Annotated in this window: 21 protein-coding genes; 6 read left to right on the top strand and 15 right to left on the bottom strand. The window is 65.0% G+C overall.

The features are described from left to right. Positions 1–19 precede the first annotated feature (19 nt). The 3 genes from FIV34_RS00485 to FIV34_RS00475 are packed head-to-tail and all read left to right on the top strand — an operon-like array spanning position 20 to position 3,141. Positions 20–1,255, top strand: coding sequence for a flavin monoamine oxidase family protein (locus FIV34_RS00485; protein ID WP_211352684.1), 1,236 nt, complete (start codon positions 20–22; stop codon positions 1,253–1,255). A 41-nt stretch (positions 1,256–1,296) separates the two neighbouring features. Continuing rightward, positions 1,297–2,094, top strand: a complete 798-nt coding sequence (locus FIV34_RS00480; protein ID WP_139978589.1) for a hypothetical protein — start codon at positions 1,297–1,299, stop codon at positions 2,092–2,094. A 15-nt stretch (positions 2,095–2,109) separates the two neighbouring features. After that, entirely contained in the window at positions 2,110–3,141 is a 1,032-nt protein-coding gene (locus FIV34_RS00475) for a hypothetical protein (RefSeq protein WP_139978586.1), read from the top strand. Positions 3,142–3,157: 16 nt separating this feature from the next. Here the strand turns inward: FIV34_RS00475 and FIV34_RS20885 are convergent, their stop codons facing one another. The 6 genes from FIV34_RS20885 to FIV34_RS00450 form a co-directional block, all read right to left on the bottom strand. Continuing rightward, positions 3,158–3,313, bottom strand: coding sequence for a hypothetical protein (locus FIV34_RS20885; protein ID WP_170207476.1), 156 nt, complete (start codon positions 3,311–3,313; stop codon positions 3,158–3,160). 426 nt (positions 3,314–3,739) lie between these two features. Continuing rightward, a complete protein-coding gene (locus FIV34_RS00470; RefSeq protein WP_139978584.1) occupies positions 3,740–4,393 on the bottom strand; it encodes a DUF3800 domain-containing protein in 654 nt (217 codons plus the stop codon). A 150-nt stretch (positions 4,394–4,543) separates the two neighbouring features. After that, complete coding sequence (locus FIV34_RS00465; RefSeq protein ID WP_139978582.1) at positions 4,544–6,292, bottom strand: MOSC and FAD-binding oxidoreductase domain-containing protein; 1,749 nt, start codon at positions 6,290–6,292, stop codon at positions 4,544–4,546. Between the two features lie 82 nt (positions 6,293–6,374). Then, entirely contained in the window at positions 6,375–7,853 is a 1,479-nt protein-coding gene (locus FIV34_RS00460; RefSeq protein WP_139978580.1) for an efflux transporter outer membrane subunit, read from the bottom strand. 13 nt (positions 7,854–7,866) lie between these two features. Further along, on the bottom strand, positions 7,867–9,363 hold the full coding sequence (locus FIV34_RS00455; RefSeq protein WP_139978578.1) for a DHA2 family efflux MFS transporter permease subunit: 1,497 nt from the start codon (positions 9,361–9,363) through the stop codon (positions 7,867–7,869). After that, on the bottom strand, positions 9,363–10,433 hold the full coding sequence (locus FIV34_RS00450; protein WP_246058707.1) for an HlyD family secretion protein: 1,071 nt from the start codon (positions 10,431–10,433) through the stop codon (positions 9,363–9,365). Before FIV34_RS00450 ends, FIV34_RS00455 begins: the two co-directional genes overlap by 1 nt. 73 nt (positions 10,434–10,506) lie before the next feature. On the opposite strand from FIV34_RS00450, the gene FIV34_RS00445 reads away from it, so the two are divergent. Together FIV34_RS00445 and mug are read left to right on the top strand one after the other, a co-directional pair. Beyond that, positions 10,507–11,136, top strand: coding sequence for a TetR/AcrR family transcriptional regulator (locus FIV34_RS00445; RefSeq protein ID WP_139978576.1), 630 nt, complete (start codon positions 10,507–10,509; stop codon positions 11,134–11,136). Further along, the gene (mug, locus tag FIV34_RS00440; RefSeq protein ID WP_139978574.1) at positions 11,133–11,642 is read left to right on the top strand and encodes a G/U mismatch-specific DNA glycosylase; all 510 of its coding nucleotides are present in this window, start codon (positions 11,133–11,135) and stop codon (positions 11,640–11,642) included. The genes FIV34_RS00445 and mug overlap by 4 nt, the downstream gene beginning before the upstream one ends. A 3-nt stretch (positions 11,643–11,645) precedes the next feature. On the opposite strand, the gene FIV34_RS00435 is transcribed toward mug, so the two are convergent. The 7 genes from FIV34_RS00435 to FIV34_RS20880 form a co-directional block, all read right to left on the bottom strand. After that, positions 11,646–13,376, bottom strand: coding sequence for a sensor domain-containing diguanylate cyclase (locus tag FIV34_RS00435; RefSeq protein WP_139978572.1), 1,731 nt, complete (start codon positions 13,374–13,376; stop codon positions 11,646–11,648). A 125-nt stretch (positions 13,377–13,501) separates the two neighbouring features. Further along, complete coding sequence (locus FIV34_RS00430; RefSeq protein WP_139978570.1) at positions 13,502–14,131, bottom strand: hypothetical protein; 630 nt, start codon at positions 14,129–14,131, stop codon at positions 13,502–13,504. Continuing rightward, positions 14,131–14,505, bottom strand: a complete 375-nt coding sequence (locus tag FIV34_RS00425) for a DUF2750 domain-containing protein (protein ID WP_139978567.1) — start codon at positions 14,503–14,505, stop codon at positions 14,131–14,133. The genes FIV34_RS00430 and FIV34_RS00425 overlap by 1 nt, the downstream gene beginning before the upstream one ends. Continuing rightward, on the bottom strand, positions 14,502–15,257 hold the full coding sequence (locus tag FIV34_RS00420) for a hypothetical protein (protein WP_139978565.1): 756 nt from the start codon (positions 15,255–15,257) through the stop codon (positions 14,502–14,504). The genes FIV34_RS00425 and FIV34_RS00420 overlap by 4 nt, the downstream gene beginning before the upstream one ends. 189 nt (positions 15,258–15,446) lie before the next feature. Continuing rightward, the gene (locus FIV34_RS00415; RefSeq protein ID WP_139978563.1) at positions 15,447–15,806 is read right to left on the bottom strand and encodes a toxin-antitoxin system YwqK family antitoxin; all 360 of its coding nucleotides are present in this window, start codon (positions 15,804–15,806) and stop codon (positions 15,447–15,449) included. Beyond that, the gene (locus tag FIV34_RS00410; protein WP_139978561.1) at positions 15,799–16,374 is read right to left on the bottom strand and encodes a hypothetical protein; all 576 of its coding nucleotides are present in this window, start codon (positions 16,372–16,374) and stop codon (positions 15,799–15,801) included. The genes FIV34_RS00415 and FIV34_RS00410 overlap by 8 nt, the downstream gene beginning before the upstream one ends. Positions 16,375–16,525: 151 nt before the next feature. Continuing rightward, complete coding sequence (locus FIV34_RS20880; RefSeq protein ID WP_170207475.1) at positions 16,526–16,687, bottom strand: hypothetical protein; 162 nt, start codon at positions 16,685–16,687, stop codon at positions 16,526–16,528. 130 nt (positions 16,688–16,817) lie between these two features. On the opposite strand from FIV34_RS20880, the gene FIV34_RS00405 reads away from it, so the two are divergent. Continuing rightward, a complete protein-coding gene (locus tag FIV34_RS00405; protein WP_139978559.1) occupies positions 16,818–17,405 on the top strand; it encodes a nucleotidyltransferase family protein in 588 nt (195 codons plus the stop codon). A gap of 14 nt (positions 17,406–17,419) precedes the next feature. On the opposite strand, the gene cyoD is transcribed toward FIV34_RS00405, so the two are convergent. Together cyoD and cyoC are read right to left on the bottom strand one after the other, a co-directional pair. Next, positions 17,420–17,746: a cytochrome o ubiquinol oxidase subunit IV gene (gene cyoD, locus FIV34_RS00400; RefSeq protein WP_139978557.1), complete on the bottom strand. Its 327-nt coding sequence runs from the start codon at positions 17,744–17,746 to the stop codon at positions 17,420–17,422. Then, on the bottom strand, positions 17,743–18,363 hold the full coding sequence (gene cyoC, locus FIV34_RS00395) for a cytochrome o ubiquinol oxidase subunit III (RefSeq protein WP_139985546.1): 621 nt from the start codon (positions 18,361–18,363) through the stop codon (positions 17,743–17,745). The genes cyoD and cyoC overlap by 4 nt, the downstream gene beginning before the upstream one ends. Between the last annotated feature and the right edge of the window lie 7 nt (positions 18,364–18,370).

The following is an 18,370-nucleotide window of genomic DNA, read 5'->3' as shown; positions in this document are numbered from 1 at the left end:
CAAGACGTTTGATGTTGACGTGGTGATTATCGGCGGCGGCGCCGCGGGTATTGGCGCGGCACGACGACTTTCCGGACACGGTTTATCGGTGTGTTTGCTTGAAGCCACGCAACGTATCGGTGGCCGCGGTTGGACGCAGGACCTTGAGGGAATTCCCCTCGACATGGGTTGCGGCTGGTTGCATTCGGCGGAGCACAACGCGTGGCGGCAGATTGCCGAAGACGAAGGATGGGACATCGACCGTCGTCCTGCCGCTTGGGATAAATCGCAACCGCACCCGCACTTTTCTGACGACGAACAAAAGGAAGCGCATGCCGCCTTTGCGGCGTGGCACGAACGGCTGATGGCATCGCCACCCGCGTCTGATCGTGCCTCCGATGCGCTTGATCCCACCAGCCGATGGAATGGTTACCTGCAGGCGATGAGCGGCTTCATCAGCGGCGCGCCACTCGAACGCATATCCGCCGAGGACTACAACGCGTACGAGCGCGCGGCCACCGAGCACAACTGGCGCCTCTTCCGCGGCTACGGCACGCTCATCGCATCCCACCTGCCACTCGATGTTGGCTGTCGTCTGGCCACACCGGTGGAAGCGATCGACCTGGACGGCGCAGGTGTCCGGCTGACCACGCCCCAAGGCACGCTGCGTTGCCGCGCCGCCATCCTCACGGCATCCACCAACGTGCTGGCCAGCGACGTCATGCGCCTGCCTGGTGAACTCGATGCCTGGCGCCATGCCGCGACCTGCCTGCCATTGGGCTGCGACGAGAAGGTGCTGTTCCGCATTGATGGTGACGTCGACCTGCCCACGGAGCAGGTGCTGATCGCCGACCCGCACGATCCCGACAGCCCCGTCTTCTATTTCCGTCCGCTCGAACGCCCCGTGGTCGAGACTTTCCTGGGTGGGAGCAGCGCGCACCGCGTTACCGCCGAAGGGCCCGCGGCGGCATTCGACCACCTCCTGGCCGCACTCCGTGGCCTGCTCGGCGGCGAGGCGGCGAGCCACCTGCGCCCCCTCGCCGCGTCGGCCTGGAGCGCCTCGACCTACGTCCGCGGCTCCTACAGCCATGCCCTGCCCACCGAAGCCCGCCAGCGCCAGCAGCTGGCCCGGTCGTTTCGTGAACGCCTGTTCTTCGCCGGTGAAGCCACCCACCCGGATGCCTTTTCCACCGCCCATGGCGCCCTGGAGAGCGGCGAGCGGGCTGCCAATGAAGTGTTGGCTTGCCTGCCACCCCGTGGTGGGCGGATGATCTGACCCGCCGGCGGGGAACCGGACTTCAGGGGACAGGGGACACCATGACACCACCACCATTGCCCGGCACGCGGCCGGGCATGCCGGCGGCCGTGCGTTACGCCGGCATCGCCGTGATCGCGCTCGTTGTCGCGTCGCTGGCCTATGGCATCTACGACTCGGCGGGGCGTGCACGCGTCGAGCGCACCGAGATGCACGACGCCATCGCCCAGGTGAAGGACGCGGCGCTCGGCACGCACGACGCCAGGCCGATGGACGGGGCACCGCAGAGTCCGGTCGCCCAGGTCCTTCTTAAGACGAAGGGGCTGATCCTCGCGCTGTCGAAAAAGATGGACGCCCACGAGGCCGCCATCAACGCACTCCACCTGGATGACGTACTGGCCCCGGCCACGCTCGCCAACCAGCAGAAAGTGCGCGACGGTAAGCTGCGCATCGTGCGCTTTGCGGACGAGAACCGCGGGATCATGACCGACTACCAGGCGTACCTGCAGGACGCACGCGCGCTGTTGGGCGCCTCGCAGGGCAACCGCGAGGGGATGCTTCGCGAGTTTGACGCTGCCGCGGCGCCGCAGACGGCGACCCTGAAGAAAGCGCTTCTGCTGAACATCGAGTTCGCCGACATCGTGGAGAAGGTACTCACACTCGCCGACACGAAGCACGACAAGTTCCATCTCAAGGACGGCCATCTGCAGATCGCCGGGCCGACCTGGGACGAGTACGACGCGCTGCTTACCCGGATGCATGTGCTCCTGCCCAAGCTCGAGGCCGCTGCCAGCAGCCTTGAACAGCTACAGGGCGACATCACCAGGAAACTCAACGACGCCGAGCAGGCCGCGCGCTAAGGGAATGCCCACACCATGACTCATGAACTGAACTCACCACCCGACATGCCGCCACTGCCACCGCCGCCACCGGCTGCGACGAAGCAACCGGCGGTTTTTGCAAGCACGCCCAAGCCCGACCTGTTCGTCCCCGCCTTCGTGGCATGGATGCTGGTGTTCGCGGCCATCCTGCTGTTCCGCGCCGTCCATACCTACGCGGCCGATAAGGGCCTGCCGTTTGCGCTGGGCAGTGCCTCGGCGCCGTTCGTGATGGGCGCGGCCATCGCCGGTATCCTGCGTTTGTTCAAGGTGCGCCGCTTTCGCTTCACCATGACGGTGGCCGTCGCCGTCATCATGGCCGTGAACATCCTCGGCTCGGTCAGCCAGCAGGCCAACTCGGCCGCACGTCGGGAGGACATGCATGACGCGGTCGCGCAAATGCGTGACATGGCCAATGGAAAGACCACCCAGCCCCTCGCCTCGACCGGCCCGCTGGGCCAGTTGATACCGAAGCTCCAGGCGCTGGTGACCGCTGAGCGCCAGCAACAGATGCAGCACCAGGCAGCGCAGCAGGCGCTGACCATCGAGACCGTGCTCGCACCCGAAAGCCTGCTGGACAAGGCGCACATCGCCGACGGCCGCGACCGCCTGATGCGCAGCCTCGCCGAGGACCGCGCCTCCATCAGGGACTATGCGGCCTTCCAGCAGTCGGTGCGTGCGCTATTCGAAGACCTGCCGCCCGCTGAGCGCGCGGGTGCCGTGGCGGGTTTCGACGAGAAGATGCCGCCCCTTGAGGCGGCGATGGACCGTTACCTGCATGTGGAAGAAGACTTCCACATCGCCGCCAACACGGTGCTCAACATCGCCGAGGCCAACATCGGCCGCATCGGGCTCAACAAGGCCACGGGAAACCTGGTGATGCCGCACGACGTCGCCGTGCCGTACAACGAGCAGATCCGGAAGATCCAGGCGATCGCGAAGGAAGAAGCCAGCGCCATGGCCGACCTGCGCAACCTGCAGGCGGCCGGCCAGGCGGACATGAACGACATGGAGCGGCAGCTACGCTAGCTGCCGCTCCGCTCACTCAGTGACGCCAGTTGTCGTCGTGGCAATCGCGATCGCCATGGTGGTCGCAGCGATTGTCGTAATAGCGATGATCGCCGCGGTGCGGATCGATGATGCAACCACTAAGCGACGAGGCCGTCATGACGATGGCAAGCACGAGCATGAGACGTTTCATAGCGTGACTCCGTGGGCGTGCACCAAGTGGCACCCTCGGACGCAGAGTGAGGCGGCGTGGGTGAATGGATCATCGCTAAGAGCGTGCGTGGCGCGTGACTACACGGGCGACGTTCAGGCACCTGTAGGCCCCCAGTCAGGTCGCTGAACGCGACCTCTCCTACGATCATGAGCGAAAGATGCCTTTGACGTTCGAAGGAACTTGCGGTTCAACTTCTCACAGCGCCACCCGCAACATCGAAGGACAAGCAAGAGTCCGGCTAATTACGAACATTCTCAGACACTTATCGACGTCCAAGGGACAACAAAAATGTTGCGGTGCCGGCCGGTCAGACGTATAGTCAAATCTGATCGGCCAACCCGAACTCGTTGATAAGATCCCCTGGGAGCTTCTTCGGATAGACGAATGTTTCTGGTTGGCCACCTTTTAGTAGTAGTGCACGTCGCTCGATAAGAAGAGGTCGTGACACGTTGAGATATTGTGCTCGATCTGGCGCAGGCGGCGATCGTCTCCACGCTCGTACGCCCTCTGAATCGCCCAAGCACAATAATCCGCGATCTGTAGACACGGATCGCTGCTTGCGGGCCAGAAGGTCGTCCGCCACTCCACGCCGTGCAGCAATTTCTGAGCAACGTCGTTGATCGCTCGGCGGAACGCTGAGCGTTCCTTATTGGTGCCAATCGACGCCGCCTGGATCAGCAGATCATCAGGCGACTGCGCGAGATCCCGGCCACAGTGCTGAAAGTGCACGTACCATGCGTACTTGTAGAAAGCATAACGGTCCAACGTCAGGCTTGGAAAAACCTTCGACTTCTCGAGCAATGTGGCGTCGATACGGAAATGCTTCGTCGCGAGGAGCTCATAGACCTGGCTTCGGACTGACTCTGGATCTTTCGTGGCATGGAACTGGTCCGCCTCGACGTTGAGCCCGTTCCATGCGAGTGAACGGCGAAGATCAAGCAGCTCGGTGCCAAGCGAGCAGTCGTCAAGATGCACCGTGCAAAGTACGAAGTATTTCGACGCATGGGGCTTTCGGGCAAATGCCATGCATCCCGCTTCGTCCGCAAAAATGAAACGCACATCGTGTCCTCGCTGTGTCGATTCATCGATAAGAGCACGCAGTCGAAATACGTCCAAATCAGTGCACGGAAACGCCGTGATTCCGTGCTTCTGCTCGCGTCCGACGTGTGTTGGCCATGGCGAATTTCCGTATGTCGCCGGCCATCTGCGCTAGAGATCCACCTGCACATCCCCTCGCGGCTTGCTACAGCAGATAAGTATCCGCCCCGCGGCAGGCAGGTCGGTGGGCTCGATGCTGTAGTCGACGTCGCCGCCGATCAGCGAGGTTTCGCAGCTGTGGCACACGCCGGAACGGCATGACCAGCGCACGGGGACGTCGCAGGCTTCGGCGAGTTCCAGCAGGCTCCCGTAGGTCGGGCTCCAGTGGACGGCAAGGCCGCTGCGGACGAAGGACACCAGCGGAGCGGTGGCGTCCTGCACGGCCGGCGCATGCGGTGGTTTGCTCGCCGTGGCCACGACGCCGGGCTGGAAGCTTTCCTGCGCGCCGAAGAGCTCCGAGACGACGTCGGTATAGGACGCAGCCAGCAGTTGCTCGCGCGCCTGGGTGAGGAAGGCCGTCGGCCCGCAGAGGTAGATGCGCGCATCGGGTGGGATGTGCAGGGCGGTAAGGTGGGCGGCGCTAAGGTGGCCTTCTACGTCGTACGACCCTGTGGCTCGGTCAAGGGCATTGGGCTTGCTGAAACCCAGCAGATGGCATGCACCCGGCACGCGCGCCAGCAAGTGCTGCACCTCATCGGCGAAGGGGTTGTCAGCGCCGTCGCGCGTACCGTAGATCCAGTAGACCGGACGCGTTGACGCCTCCCCGCGTGCGGCCAGCTCATGCAACATCGACAGCAGGGGCGTGATGCCGATACCGGCGCCCCACAGCACCACCGGCTTTGCGTCATCCACCAGGCAGAACGTGCCACGCGCTGCACTGATGCCGATGGTGTCACCCTCCCGCACCTCATCATGCAGGTAGCGGCTACCGTCGCCCGCGCCGCGCTTCACCGAGATGCGGTACCGCCCGGGCACGGACGTATCCGACAACGAGTAGCTGCGGATGATGGGCGACCGCGGCGCAGGCGGTGTGAGGCGAAGGACGATGAACTGCCCCGCCTGCGGCGTCGGGAGCGCCTCCCCATCGCTCGCCTCGAGCAAGAACGAGCGCACCGTCGGTGTTTCATCACGCGTCGCCATCACACGCACCGGCCGGAAGCCGTTCCATGCCGGCGGCGCCGACGCCGGGCCACCCAGCGCCACGTTGCCGCTGCTCGCCGGGTCCGCTGCGAGAAGGTCCGCGAACGAGCCGCGCCAGCCTTTGCTCAGCGCAGGGATCTGCAGTGCGCGCTTGAGCTGCTCGGGCGTTCGCCCCGGCAGGTAAAGCAAGGCGTCAATCTCGGCGACCGTCATGCCGCTACCATCGTGCTCCTTGGTGATGGTGTCGCCCGCACCGATCAGGCCTTCTTCGATCACCCGGAAGTAGAACCCCGGGCGCCGATGCGACACCAGCAGGTTCGCCATGCTCGGCTCGCCCATGCGCATCGCGACGCGATAGCAGGTGACGCGCGGCTGGGTGACTTCGAGCAGCGCCTCGCCGATCCGGTAACGGTCGCCGATGCATACCTCGTTGTCGGGCAGACCATCCACGGTGAGGTTCTCACCGAAGCTGCCGTAGTCCAGGGGCGGGCGCTTGAAGAACGTTTCCCAGTAACGGTACGAGGCCGCCTGGTAGACCATCACCGCACGGTGCTCGCCGCCGTGGCCGGCCAGGTCACCCTGCCCGTCGCCATCGATGTTCAGCCGGCGCACCATCACGCGACCTTCGACGGGCCGCTTCCACACGCCGGTGTGGACGGTCTTGCCCTGCCATTCGATGTCCTGCGGAAGGCCGACATTCACCGCAAGCAGCACGGCCATGGTGGTGCTCTCCGGGGCGCCCTGGGTCCCGCCACGGTACGCCGTCCGCCGGCGGCGTGCCTTGTTGGAAATACCTCCTTCCTTAAGGTGCGGTGGGCGTCGCCTCGCCAGCCCTGCGCAGGAACGCCTTGTCCGAGCGGCCGCCAAGGGCGACCGTGAGCTGCACGGCGTCCAGGTACTGCGCGGTGCGCGCACGGATCTGGCCGATCAGGGCGCGCTGGCGGGCCCGCTGCGCATCCAGCACCGCCAGCACGCTGGCATCACCCGCGCGGAACCCTTCCTGGCTCAGTTGCAGGCTGGCTTCGGCCGCATCGAGCGCCCGGCCCTGCGCCGCGTATTCCTCGGCATCGTGGTCGATGCCCTGCAGCACATCCGCCACCTGGCCCAACGACACCAGCAGCGTCTGCCGGTAATTCGCCAGGGACACCTGGTACGCGTCCACGGACGCCCGACGGTTGGCTTGCAGCGTGCCGCCGTCGAAGATCGGTCCGGTCAGCGCACCGACGATGCCCCATAACGTGCCGACACCTGTGCCCGCACTGGCCTGGGTCAGCGCGCCGGAGAGTTGCAGGTGCGGGTACAGGTCGGCCGTCGCCACGCCGATCGCCGCACTGGCGGCATGCAGCTGGGATTCCGCGGCAAGGATGTCCGGCCGCTGGCGAGCCAGCTCCGACGGCACGCTGAGCGGCAGCGCCGACGGCAGCTTGAAATCCGCGAGGTCAAAGTCAGGCGGCACCCAGTCCGCGGGGCCCTGCCCGGCCAGCACGGACAACGCATGCTTCGCCGTGTCGCGTTGCTGTGCCAGCGGCGGCAGCAGGGTCTCGTCCTGGGCGAGCTGGCTCTGTGCGAGTGCGATGTCACCCCTGGTGGCGCTTCCGTAAGTCTTCGCGCCCTGCACCAGCGCGAGGTTATGCCGATCGGTCACCAGCAGGTCGTTGACCGCGTCGATCTGCGCGCGCGCCGAGGCCAGCTGGATCGCCTGCGTGACGACGTCACCGGTCACCGTCAGGTAAGCCGCATCGAAGCGATGACGCTGGATGTCCGCCGCGGCGGTGGTCTCTTCGATCCTGCGGCGCGTCCCGCCGAACAGGTCGAGATCGAAACTCACCGTCGGCCCCACCGAGTAGACGTTCGACGTGGCACGCCCGGCGCCGAAACCCGTGCGCTGGCGGCCAGCCTGTGCGCCAAAGCCGACCTGCGGTTGCAAGGCGCCACCGGCCGCCGCAATGGCTTCGTCCGCCTGCGCGATGGTCGCGCTTGCCGCGTCCAGATCGAGGTTGCCGTCAATCGCCTTCTTCACCACCGCGTCTAGCCGTGGCGAATGGAACAGCATCCACCAGTCCGCGTCGATCGTCGCATCGAAGTCGACTCGCGGTGCGCCGTCCGCGCGGGGATGATCAAGCTGCTGCTCGGCGCCGGTGTCGTAGTGCGTGGACATCGTATCCCCGGGACGCTGGTAATCCGGCCCGACCATGCACCCGGTAAGCAGTGCCAGCGTCGCGCCACCCAGCACCGCGGCGAGCGCGGTGCGCCGTGCATGGTTCAGTCGTGCGGTTTTCATAGCGTTACCAGGGTTAGTGACCAGCGCGCGGCTGGCGAAAGAAAAGGATCAGGGGGCTCACCACCAGCATCACCACGAGCAACAGCTTGAACTGGCTCACCACGGCGACCATGGCCGCCTGCCCGGTGAGGCCTTCGTTCAATACCGCCAGGGGCGCGCCGCGCATCGCCGCCGATGCATGGGCGAACGCGCCGTAGGGCCGCAGGTTCTCGCCCAGTGCGCTGTGCATGCTTTGCGTGTTGATGAAGAAGTACAGCTGCACCACGGCCACGCCGAGCGTGCTGCCGTACAGGCGCGACAGGTTGAACAACACGGTGCCATGCGCCCGCAGCGTCGGCGCCAGCGTGCTGAAGGAGGCGCGGGTGATCGCCGGCATCAGCACGCCGAGCCCTGCACCTTGCAGGAAGCCGGCGAAGCCGACGGCCCAGCCATCCATCAGCGGCGAGTAGCTCGCCATCCGCAAGTTGCCCAGCGTCACCAGCACCACGCCCGCGACAAGGAACAAGCGGTTGTCGACCTTCGGCGAGATGCGCCACGTCATCAGCAGGCAAGCCATCATGCCGAGGCCACGCGGAATGGTCAGCAGGCCCGCGGCATCGCCGGGATAGCGCAGCAGTTCTTCCAGCATCGGCGAGGTCAGCGCCAGCGTCGGCAGCAGGACGAAGCCGAACGCGAAGTGGATGATCGATCCGAGCGTGAAGTTCGAGTCGCGAAACAGTGCGCGGTCCAGGTAATGATTCTTCCGCGTAAAGATGTGCACCAGGTACACCCAGATACCGAGCGCCGCTGCCACCGCTTCGAGGCGAATTTCCGTCGACGCAAACCACTCCAGCCGTTGCCCGCGATCAAGCAGCATCTGCACGGCGGTCAATGCGATGGATAGCGCCGCCCAGCCGAAGAAGTCGAACGGCGCGCGCGCGGTCACGCGTGTCTCGCGCAGGAACAGCGCGATCACCAGCACGAGGAAGGCCGCCAGCGGGAAGCTCACGTAGAAGATGGCATGCCAGCCCCACGCTTCACTGAGGAAACCGCCGATGGCCGGCCCGCTGAGGATGCCCAGTGTGCCGGTCACCGCCCAGGTCAGGCCGATGCGTCCGTGCCGCAACGGCGGCAGTTCCGAGAGCAGGATGGACATGGACAAAGGCGCCAGCGTGCCGCTGGCCGCACCTTGCAGGATGCGCGCCGCGACAAACTGCAACGGCGTCACCGCCATGACGTCCGCGACGAGGCCGGCGATAAACAACACCAGCGACAACAGGTAAATCGTCTTCCTGCCGAAGCGCGCCGTCAGCCAGTGGGTCAGCGGCATCACCACGGCGCTTGCCGCGATGTACGAGGTAAACACCCAGCCGACCTGGTCGTCGCTCATCGACAAGCCGCCCTGCAGGCGCAGCAGTGCCGCATTCGGGATCGAGATGTTCACCGCCTGCATATAGGTGGCGAGCAGGCCCGCCAGGATCAGCATGCGGTGCTCGCCGGGCGAGTGCACGGCGGGTGCGGCAGCGTTCATTACGGCGCCCTCGCCACGCTTCCGGGCGCGTGGTCGGCCTGGTTCGTGTCGACCGCCACGAGGACGCTGATACCGGAATAGAGCGGCCACTGCGGATCGGCATGGTCGAGCTCGAGGCGCACCGGCAGGCGCTGCACCACCTTCACCCAATTGCCGGTGGCGTTCTCGGGCGGCAGCACGGAGAACTCCGAACCGGTACCCGGGCTCATGCTGACCACGTGCGCGGCGAACGCATGGCCGGGGTAGGCATCCACGTGCAGCGTGGCGGGCTGGCCGGGACGCATGTGGGTCAGGCCGGTTTCGCGAAAGTTAGCTTCCACCCATACGTCGCGGCTGGAGATCAGCGCGAACACCGGCGCGCCCGCACTCACGAAGTCACCGGCCTGGAGGTCGTCCACGCGGGCAACGGTGCCGTCATCGGGGGCGACCACCGTGGTGTACGAAAGATCGAGACGCGCGCGGTCCAGCTGCGACTGGGCTTCGCGCACCGCCGGATGGCGCTCCACCGGGATGTCCGCATCGCCGGCAAGGGCGGCGACCGTGGTGGCGACGTCCTGCTGCTCGGAGGCGATGTGCTGGCGGCTCACCTTGAGGTCGGTCTCGGCACGCTCGTAGGTGGCACGGGAGGCGTAATCGGAGGCGAGCAGCGCCTTCTTGCGCTCGAACTCGCGCTGGTCGAAGTCCGCCGAATCCTTGGCCGACTGCAACTCGGCCAGCTGGCGGCGATACGTAGCCTTCAGCCCTTCGATCTGCAAGCGGGCGCCGCCCAGCTTCGCCTCGGCGGCTTCCACGGCGACGCGGTAGGGTGCCGGGTCGATACGGACCAGCACCTCGCCCTTGTGCACGGCCTGGTTGTCGACCACCGCGACCTCCAGCACCTGGCCGGGGACGCGGGCGTTGATGGCGACCTTGGCCGCCCGGACGAAGGCATCGTCGGTTTCGACATGGCCGGCGCGGGACAGGTGCACCGCGGCGCCGCCGAGCGCCAGCAGCACGGGCAGGCCGATCATCAGCGCCCAGCGCAGGCCGTTTCGCTCCCGGCCGGGGGCCGTTTCCACTTGCTTGCTCATCGCAACCACCTGACGTTGAATTTTGTACTGGATTGCATAATATGGATGGGCAAGACCACGTTCAAGGGTTTTTATGCAAACTGGAATAAAAACGTCCGACACCAAGAAGCGCCCCCGCGGGCGGCCCCGTGCCTACGAGCCGGAAACGGCCCTGCGCCAGGCCGCGGACGCCTTCTGGCGCGCCGGCTACGCCGGGACCTCGCTGGACGACCTCTCCGCCGCCACCGGGATGAACCGCCCCAGCCTCCGCGCCGCCTTCGGTGACAAGCACGAGATCTACGTGAAGGCCTTGCGGGACTACTGGGAGCGGAAGTTCGCCCTGATGGGCGAGGTACTGGCCCCGGGCAAGCCATTGGCGGACACGCTGATGCAGGCCTACGACGCGGCCCTGGACATCTATTTCTCGGGCGAAGGCCAGCCGCGCGGCTGTTTCGTCGTCGGCACGGCGGTCACCGAGGCGCTGGAAGACCCGGAAGTGCGCCAGATCGTCAGCGACGGCTTCATCGGCCTCGATGAGCGCTTCCGCGAACGCATGGCACTGGCCCGCGAGGCCGGCGAGCTGCGAGCCGACGCCGATCCGGAAGCGCTCGCCCTGCTCGCCTCGGCCACCATGCACACCATCGCTATTCGGGCCCGTGCAGGCCGCCCGCGCGAGGAACTGCACGAGCTAGCCCGCAAGGCGGTGAACGCCATCAGCCGATGAGCGAGCTGCTGGAAGACATCATCGCGCCGGGCCTGAAGGTGCTGTTCTGTGGCATCAATCCCGGCCTGCAGGCCGCGGCCACCGGGCACCACTTCGCCGGGCGCTCGAACCGGTTCTGGAAAGTGCTGCATGGCGCCGGGTTTACGCCGACGCTGTTTGCACCGGAGGAGAGTCGTCGGCTGCTTGCGTTTGGTTGCGGGCTTACCGCCGTGGTGAGGCGGCCGACGGCGGGTGCCGATGAACTCGCGGCGGGTGAGTTCGCCTCGGCGGCGGCGCCGTTCATGGCGACGCTTGCGAGGTATACACCGTGGTACGTGGCCTTCCTCGGCAAGCCAGCGTACGCCGCGTTGTCCGGGCTGCGGCAGGTGCCCTGGGGGCGGCAGGCCGCACCGATGCAGGGCTGCAACGTGTGGGTACTGCCGAATCCGAGCGGACGAAACCTCAGTTATTCGCTGGACGAACTGGTGGATGCCTACGCCCAGCTTCGCGATGCAGCGTTTCGCTAATCACTAACGAGTGGCGTGCCGCGCGACGGCACGATGTGCATAGAGCTGATCATCGGCGCGGGCGATCACCTCGTCCACCGATTCGCCCGGCCGCGAGATGGTCCAGCCCAGGCTTAGTGACCACGGCCGGCTGGTGAGGTCACGACCGAGGTGCTCGAGGAAGCTGCCGAGTTCCTCGGCGTGGTCGATGACCACCAGGAATTCGTCGCCGCCCATGCGCACCACGACGTCGTCCGCGCCGGCGCTGTCACGCAGCTGCTGCGCCACGGCGACGAGGATCTCATCGCCCTTGGCGTGCCCTTGGGTGTCGTTGATGGTCTTGAAGTGATCGAGGTCGACGACGACGCAGCCCCACGGACCTCGCGCTTCGTCGCGGCCTTCGAGCTGGACGAGGTAGCGACGATTCATCGCGTGGGTGAGCGGATCACGCGTGGACCATTCGACCAGCGTGCTCTCGTAGCGGCGCTGCTCGGTGACGTCCTGGGCGTGGCCAAGCACGTAGGGCTCGTCGGCATCGTCGTCCAGCACATTCTGGTAACGCCAGTAGCGTAACGAGCCGTCCGCCGCGACGAGCTCGAGGATGCCCATGTCGATATGCTCGGCCTCGATGCGTTTCAGGTAACGATCAAGATGCACGCGGCGCTCGGGCAGCATGAACTCGCGCAGGTTGGCACCGAGCATGTCACCGATGTCACGGCCAAGCGACGCGGCCGCGGCGGGATTGACCGAGAGCACGACGCCGTCGAGGTCGTGGGTGCAGATGAGGCCAAGGGAATACTGGAAGAGTTTGCGGTAGCGACGCTCGCTGGCTTCCAGCGCTAGCGTGGCCTTCTTGCGCTCGGTCACGTCCTGGACGGCGCCGGCCAGGCGCACCGGCTCACCGTTCTCGCGCTCCACGCCGCCGACGGCACGCATCCAGACATGCCGGCCGGTCGCCGTGGTCATCGGGATGGTCATGTCCCAGGGCACGTCCTTGTCCCGCGCGCGGTCCATCGCTTCGGCCAGCTGGGCCTGCACGTCCGGGTCAAAGAAGCTCAGGGCTTCGTCGAGCGAGGGCTCGAAGCCAGGAGGAAGGTCGTGGATGCGGCAGGTCTCTTCGGTCCAGCGCAGCGTCTGGGTTTTCAGATCCAGTTCCCAGCCGCCCACGCCGGCGACACGGCCGGTGCGTTGCAGGAACTGCTGCTTTTCATCGAGCTGGCGTTCGAGCCTGCGTGCGCGCTTGGCTTCGGCCTTGGCCACCTCACGCTGGCGGATCAGGGCGCCGCGCTGTTCCAGCGCCATCGACGCTGCGGAAGCGAGATGGCGCAGCACGCGGATCTGGTCGGGGCGTAGCGTGCGCGGCTCGCGGTCGATGACGCAGAGCGAGCCGAGGTGGGTGCCGTCCGCGAGAGTGAGCGGCACGCCGGTATAGGCGCGGATACCCGGGTCGCCGGTGACGAAGGGATTTTCGACGAAGCGCGGATCAAGCGTGGCGTCGTCAATCTGCACCGTGGCGCCTTCGCGAACCACGTGGTCGCAGAAGGCGTACTGGCGTGGGGTCTCCGTCACGCCCTCCAGCCCGATGTTGGCCTTGAACCACTGCCTGTCGCGATCGATCAGACTGATAAGCGAAATCGGCATACATGTGACTTCGGCGGCGACCCTGACCAGGGCGTCGAAGAAATCTTCGGCATCCGAGTCCAGCACAGCGAGCTTTTGCAGGCGCTCAAGGCGCGCCGCTTCGGTTTGCGGCATGTCCGGCTTCCGTGTTTTTCACAGGCTAGCCAATGATCTCCCGGCGGTGTGAAACCTGGGTCACGGTATGCTCGGAGGGGCGCTAGGACCCGACAGGGTTCTCTGGCGCTTCGCTCAAGCAACGACTAGATGTGTCGCGCCGCCGATAGCTCCTGGTAGGCGTCATTCTGCTCATCCGTGTACCCCAAGAGGCGTCCTTGCATCCGCTCAAGAATGGGCGACCAGCCTTCCCTCCCAGCCAGATCGAGGACTAACAAGTACGCTTCGATACGCCAGGATTCCGCCGAGAGTGCATAGAGAACGTCTCGGCAGGGCCTGCCATGAACGGTGCGGATCACCTGGCGTCGGACGATTTGGCCCGTAGCAACATAGGGCTCAAAGATCGACTCCGGAACTATGCCGTTGCCGACGACGTCCGGCATGTCGTCTGTAAATGCGGCTAACGGCTTTACGCCCGAGCGCATCATCGCCAGCTCTCGCCCCGTGTGGAGCGTATAGGGAAGGGCGTCGAACCAGCGAGCCGTCCTTATCGACGCAATCCGATCACTGGCCTCTCGCGTTACGCCCACGGCAGCCAGCATTTCGTTCAGCAGGCCTGGCGCAACCGGATAACGGAGACCGGGATTCAGGGGATGCATGTCGAGTGCCTGCTCGATGACGGACGTCATCGCGTCGTCGAGTGGCACAGCATCTGAAATTTCGCCGGTGATCGGATCGCTCAGCTCGAGGATAAATCGAGTCATTCGTGCCGTCATCAGTACCACTCGTCCTCGTGAGCCTGAAGCTGCTGTGCTAATTCGTAAGGCGGCATCAGGACACCATTGTCTGTGGGCGTATAGAAGACACCCACGACAATGCGCTTTTCGTCGAAGTCAGGAACGAAGGTATTCATGAAGTCGTCCATCGAGATGGCCGCGGGCTCGCAGTCCTCCCACTCCCCGACGCAACAAAGCCTCGCGTATTCCTCGTGCGGCCACACCTGGAACACCTCGAGCCCGGAGCCATTGCCTGCGAGTACCCAGCCGTCCCTTTGAATGCCCCACAGCTCTTCGTGGCCGACGACTCGCTTGATGAAGTGCTCCACGCGTGCCTCTCGTGAGAGCTTCGATACGGCCTCGATTTCCTTCATAGCGTCCACACCACGGCCAAAGCAACGCCAAGGTCGGCGAGGCTTGTGAGATCGGACGGCCTCAGCTTTGGGCCGCCATCGAAAGCAAACTGCACGTGCTCACAGACAAGGACCTTGCCCTTCAAGGGAGTCTGGTCAGCCCGCCATGTATCGAGCGCTGCCTCGAAGCCGCGACTAAACTCGTGCCACACCTTCGGGTCACCCTGTTGTGCCAGATATCCCCTGGCATCATTACGCGGCGCGTCAATCCAGAATCGGTAGGCATGATCGGCCGCAAGCGGCTCGGAGTCCGCACCATCTGAAGGAGGCTCTGCCGCGTGTTCGGATTCCGAAGTGCGAAAGTAGTTGTCGATATAGAGTGGCACGCCAATCGTCGCTAGCTGCCGAATCAGCGCCGGGTCCAGATAGACCAGGGAGGGAGGGTTTTCGTGAAAGCTCCCGCACCACCAGACGGCCTTGCCTTCGGCGCCGTACCGCGACAGCTCTACGTGCGCTGGCAGAAGCCCGGCGGCGTGAGTGGCGAGGGCGTCCTCCAGCGCCATCCAGACATCGTCTGAGCCGTCGGCATACGTTGGGTATTGCCAACGACGGTACTCGACCGCCGCGCGCGAGCCGCGGGCTGGCCGTTGGATGTGCATGTGCTCACCAGGGATACCGAGAACCGTGTCGAGTGCGGACGGGTCTGCATCGCCGACATCGATACGCAAGACACAGCTGTACTCGTCTGCCGACGATTCGCGTGTGCTTTTCATCCGAAGATCCAAGAGCCGGCCGGCGACTACGGGGTAAGAAGACATGCGGGACATACGCCTATTCCCCGACCGATCGGTTGGATGGGACCATCACTGTCAGCAGCGCAGGGCGGTGCGATCCTCGTAGTCCCTCAGAAAGCGATAGCGCTGATCTGGGGAGGCGTGATTGGCAACCTTTTTGCGATGAGTTCATTCAATAACCCACCAAACGCTTCCGTCAGGGTGGTACTCGACGGATCCAGGCAGCTTCTTACCCATGTCCATCATTCCCTTGCGCTTAGGGGATCCATCGTCGAACCACGATTCGTAGCTGCCATGATATTCGCCGTTCACGACGTGAGCCTCAAGGGTCAGGCGGCCGTCCTCAGCCCATTCCCTGATGACACCTTCAGCCAGGTTGTTTAAAAAGGTCGCCTCGGTGAAGAGGCGACCGTTCGTGTGCCAGATGCGAGCGACACCTTCCCTCTTACCGTCGATCGTCGTCCACTCGCCTCGAAGGCTGCCGTCCTTGTGGAATCGCCTGTGCGTTTCCGTAGTCTTGTCAGTCATGGGTCTGTGATGACGTCGTAAGTGCGGATGGCGGAGAAGGCGGGTTGAGTTCGGGGTGATCGGGCATCTTGCTCCTCCGTACGATGTCGGCAGACTCAGCGAAGTGTCGAAGCGAGCGCGACGCAAGCAGATCCCACTTTTCCCGTGGTGTACCGGGAGAGATCGTTTCAAGGCGGCGATACAGTTCTGCCGCTCGCTCTTCGTCGCCTGATTTGGCAGCGGCGTACGCGGCGATGGCCAGATCCTCGCGCGTGTAAGGCAGCCCCGGGCCAACTGTGTAATCGAGGTCGATCCAGGCGACGAGAGGCCATGCCCAATACCAGTCGCCGCCTTTCGTGCCCTTGATCTTGAGGACAGCGCCGAAGTCTCGGTCCACCTCTCGCCAGTCATTTGTGGCCGCCGCTTCGCCGCCGTCGAGGCGAAGTTCATACGCTTTGAAAACGTAGTTAAGAGAAACCCAGTGGCCACTTGAGATGCCCGCCATGACGAGCACGCAGGCGATTCCCGCCACAAAGCTGGCGATCATGAGGGTAAGGATCGTCAAACGTCGTTTGAGCGTCGGCTTCACGTCGTGAACCCGCGGCCGTTCTGGGCGAGATACGGCCAATCACTGTCTTCCCTGACCATGAGCACTCCCCGCCGAGGCGTCGCCTGGCTGTCCGTGCGCAGGATCTTACGTGCGCGATCTAGCCGCGTCCACGCTTCCCTGGAGCTCGTACCTAGAGCAGGTAAGCAAAGATGTATATCCACCCCAGGACAACGGTGACGACGGCGGCGATCTTCGCCCAGGGCCGTACGCGCGGGGCAGCACCCACGTCATCCTCTCCGAAGAGCGGGATGCGCTTGAAGATGAATATCTTATAGCCAGGCTTCAGTTTCATTTGCCGGGCGCCCCCTCGCCATACCGCTATCCCTGGGCCGGTCTGGTCGCGTGTTGATCACCCTAAGGGGGCCGCTGCCATCGAGCCGTGTTAGCGTTCGCGGCAGATCATAGCTTTTACCGGAACGAACATGCGGGCACGTGGAGAACATGACGCCGTCGTACTGGCCGCGGGGGGAAGCACCCGGCTGGGCAGGCCCAAGCAGCTGCTAACCATCGGCGGGGAGACCCTCCTGCAGCGGACCATCCGCATGGCCAAGGCGACCTGCCCGACACGGCTCCTGGTGGTGCTGGGCGCCCATGCCGAGCAGCTTGCGCCCCTGGTGACGGGGACGACCATCCTCTTCAATCCCACCTGGGAGGAAGGCATGAGCGCGTCCCTGCGCCGGGCCGCCACGGCACTGGCTGGCCGGCCTTACCCTGTCCTCGTGACGGTGGTGGACCAGCCCTGCCTGACCCAGGAGCATCTCGAAAAGCTCTTCGTCTGCTATGACGGCAGCTGCGACGTCGTCTCGGCGTATGACGATGCCCTTGGGCCGCCGGCGCTGCTCCGCCCCGAGACCATGGCTACCGCCTGCTCGCTGCAGGGGGATGCCGGTTTTCGCCGATTATGGGCAGGCAGCCACCCGGCTGCGGTTCGGCGCGATGCCCTGGCCAGGGATATCGACACGCCGGAGGATGTCGCGGAGGCCATCGCCGCCGGGCTTTTGGACGGGTAGCACTCGCTACTCGCTTACGTCGGCATCATGTTCGCGTCCATGTGGTACATCACCCAGACCGAGCCGACGATCGTGATCACCACGATGATCGCGGTGAACAGGAAGGACAGCAGCGTCCAGCCGCCTTCGCTCTTCGCATCCACGTGCAGGAAGCAGGCGACGTGGACGACGATCTGCACCATCGCCGAGACGAAGATGGCGGCAATCGTTGCGCCGGGGCTCGAGAGGGCCCCCGTCATCACCAGCCAGAACGGGATGGCCGTGAGCAGGATGGACAGCGCGGAGCCGATGACCAGGCTGCGCTTGCTGCCATGGCCGTGCGTAGCGACGGATGCGGTCACCGGAGGACTCCCAGCAGGTAGACGAAGGTAAAGACGCCGATCCAGACGATGTCGAGGAAGTGCCAGAACATGGACAGGCACATCACCCGCCGACGGTTCTCGGCCACCAGGCCGCGCTTGCCCAGCTGCATCAGCAGGACAACGAGCCACACCAGGCCGAAGGCCACGTGCAGGCCATGCGTGCCCACCAGGGTGAAGAAGCTGGAGAGGAACGCGCTGCGCTGCGGCCCCGCGCCCTCCGCCATCAGGCTGGCGAACTCATGCAGTTCCACGCCAAGGAAGGCCGCGCCGAGCAGGCCGGTGATCGTCAGCCAGCCGATCGTGCGCCCCAGCCGCCCGGCGTCCATCGCCAGCATGGCCACGCCGAAGGTGATCGACGACGCCAGCAACAGCCCGGTATTCACCGCCACCAGCGAAAGGTCGAACAGCTGCTTTGGTCCCGGGCCGCTGGCGTAGTTGCGGCTGAGCACGCCGTACACGGCGAACAGCGAGGCGAAGATGAGCGCATCGCTCATCAGGTAGATCCAGAACCCGATCATCGTGGCGCCGCCAGGATGGTCGTGCTCGTCGTGGGCCGCATGCCAGGTACGCACCTGCGTACCGGCGGTGACGTTCATCGTCATA

Origin of the sequence: Luteibacter pinisoli, from assembly GCF_006385595.1 — a bacterium.
Taxonomy (GTDB): Bacteria; Pseudomonadota; Gammaproteobacteria; order Xanthomonadales; family Rhodanobacteraceae; genus Luteibacter; species Luteibacter pinisoli.
Note: the sequence above shows the minus strand (reverse complement) of the source record. Positions and strands in the feature narration are given on the sequence as shown.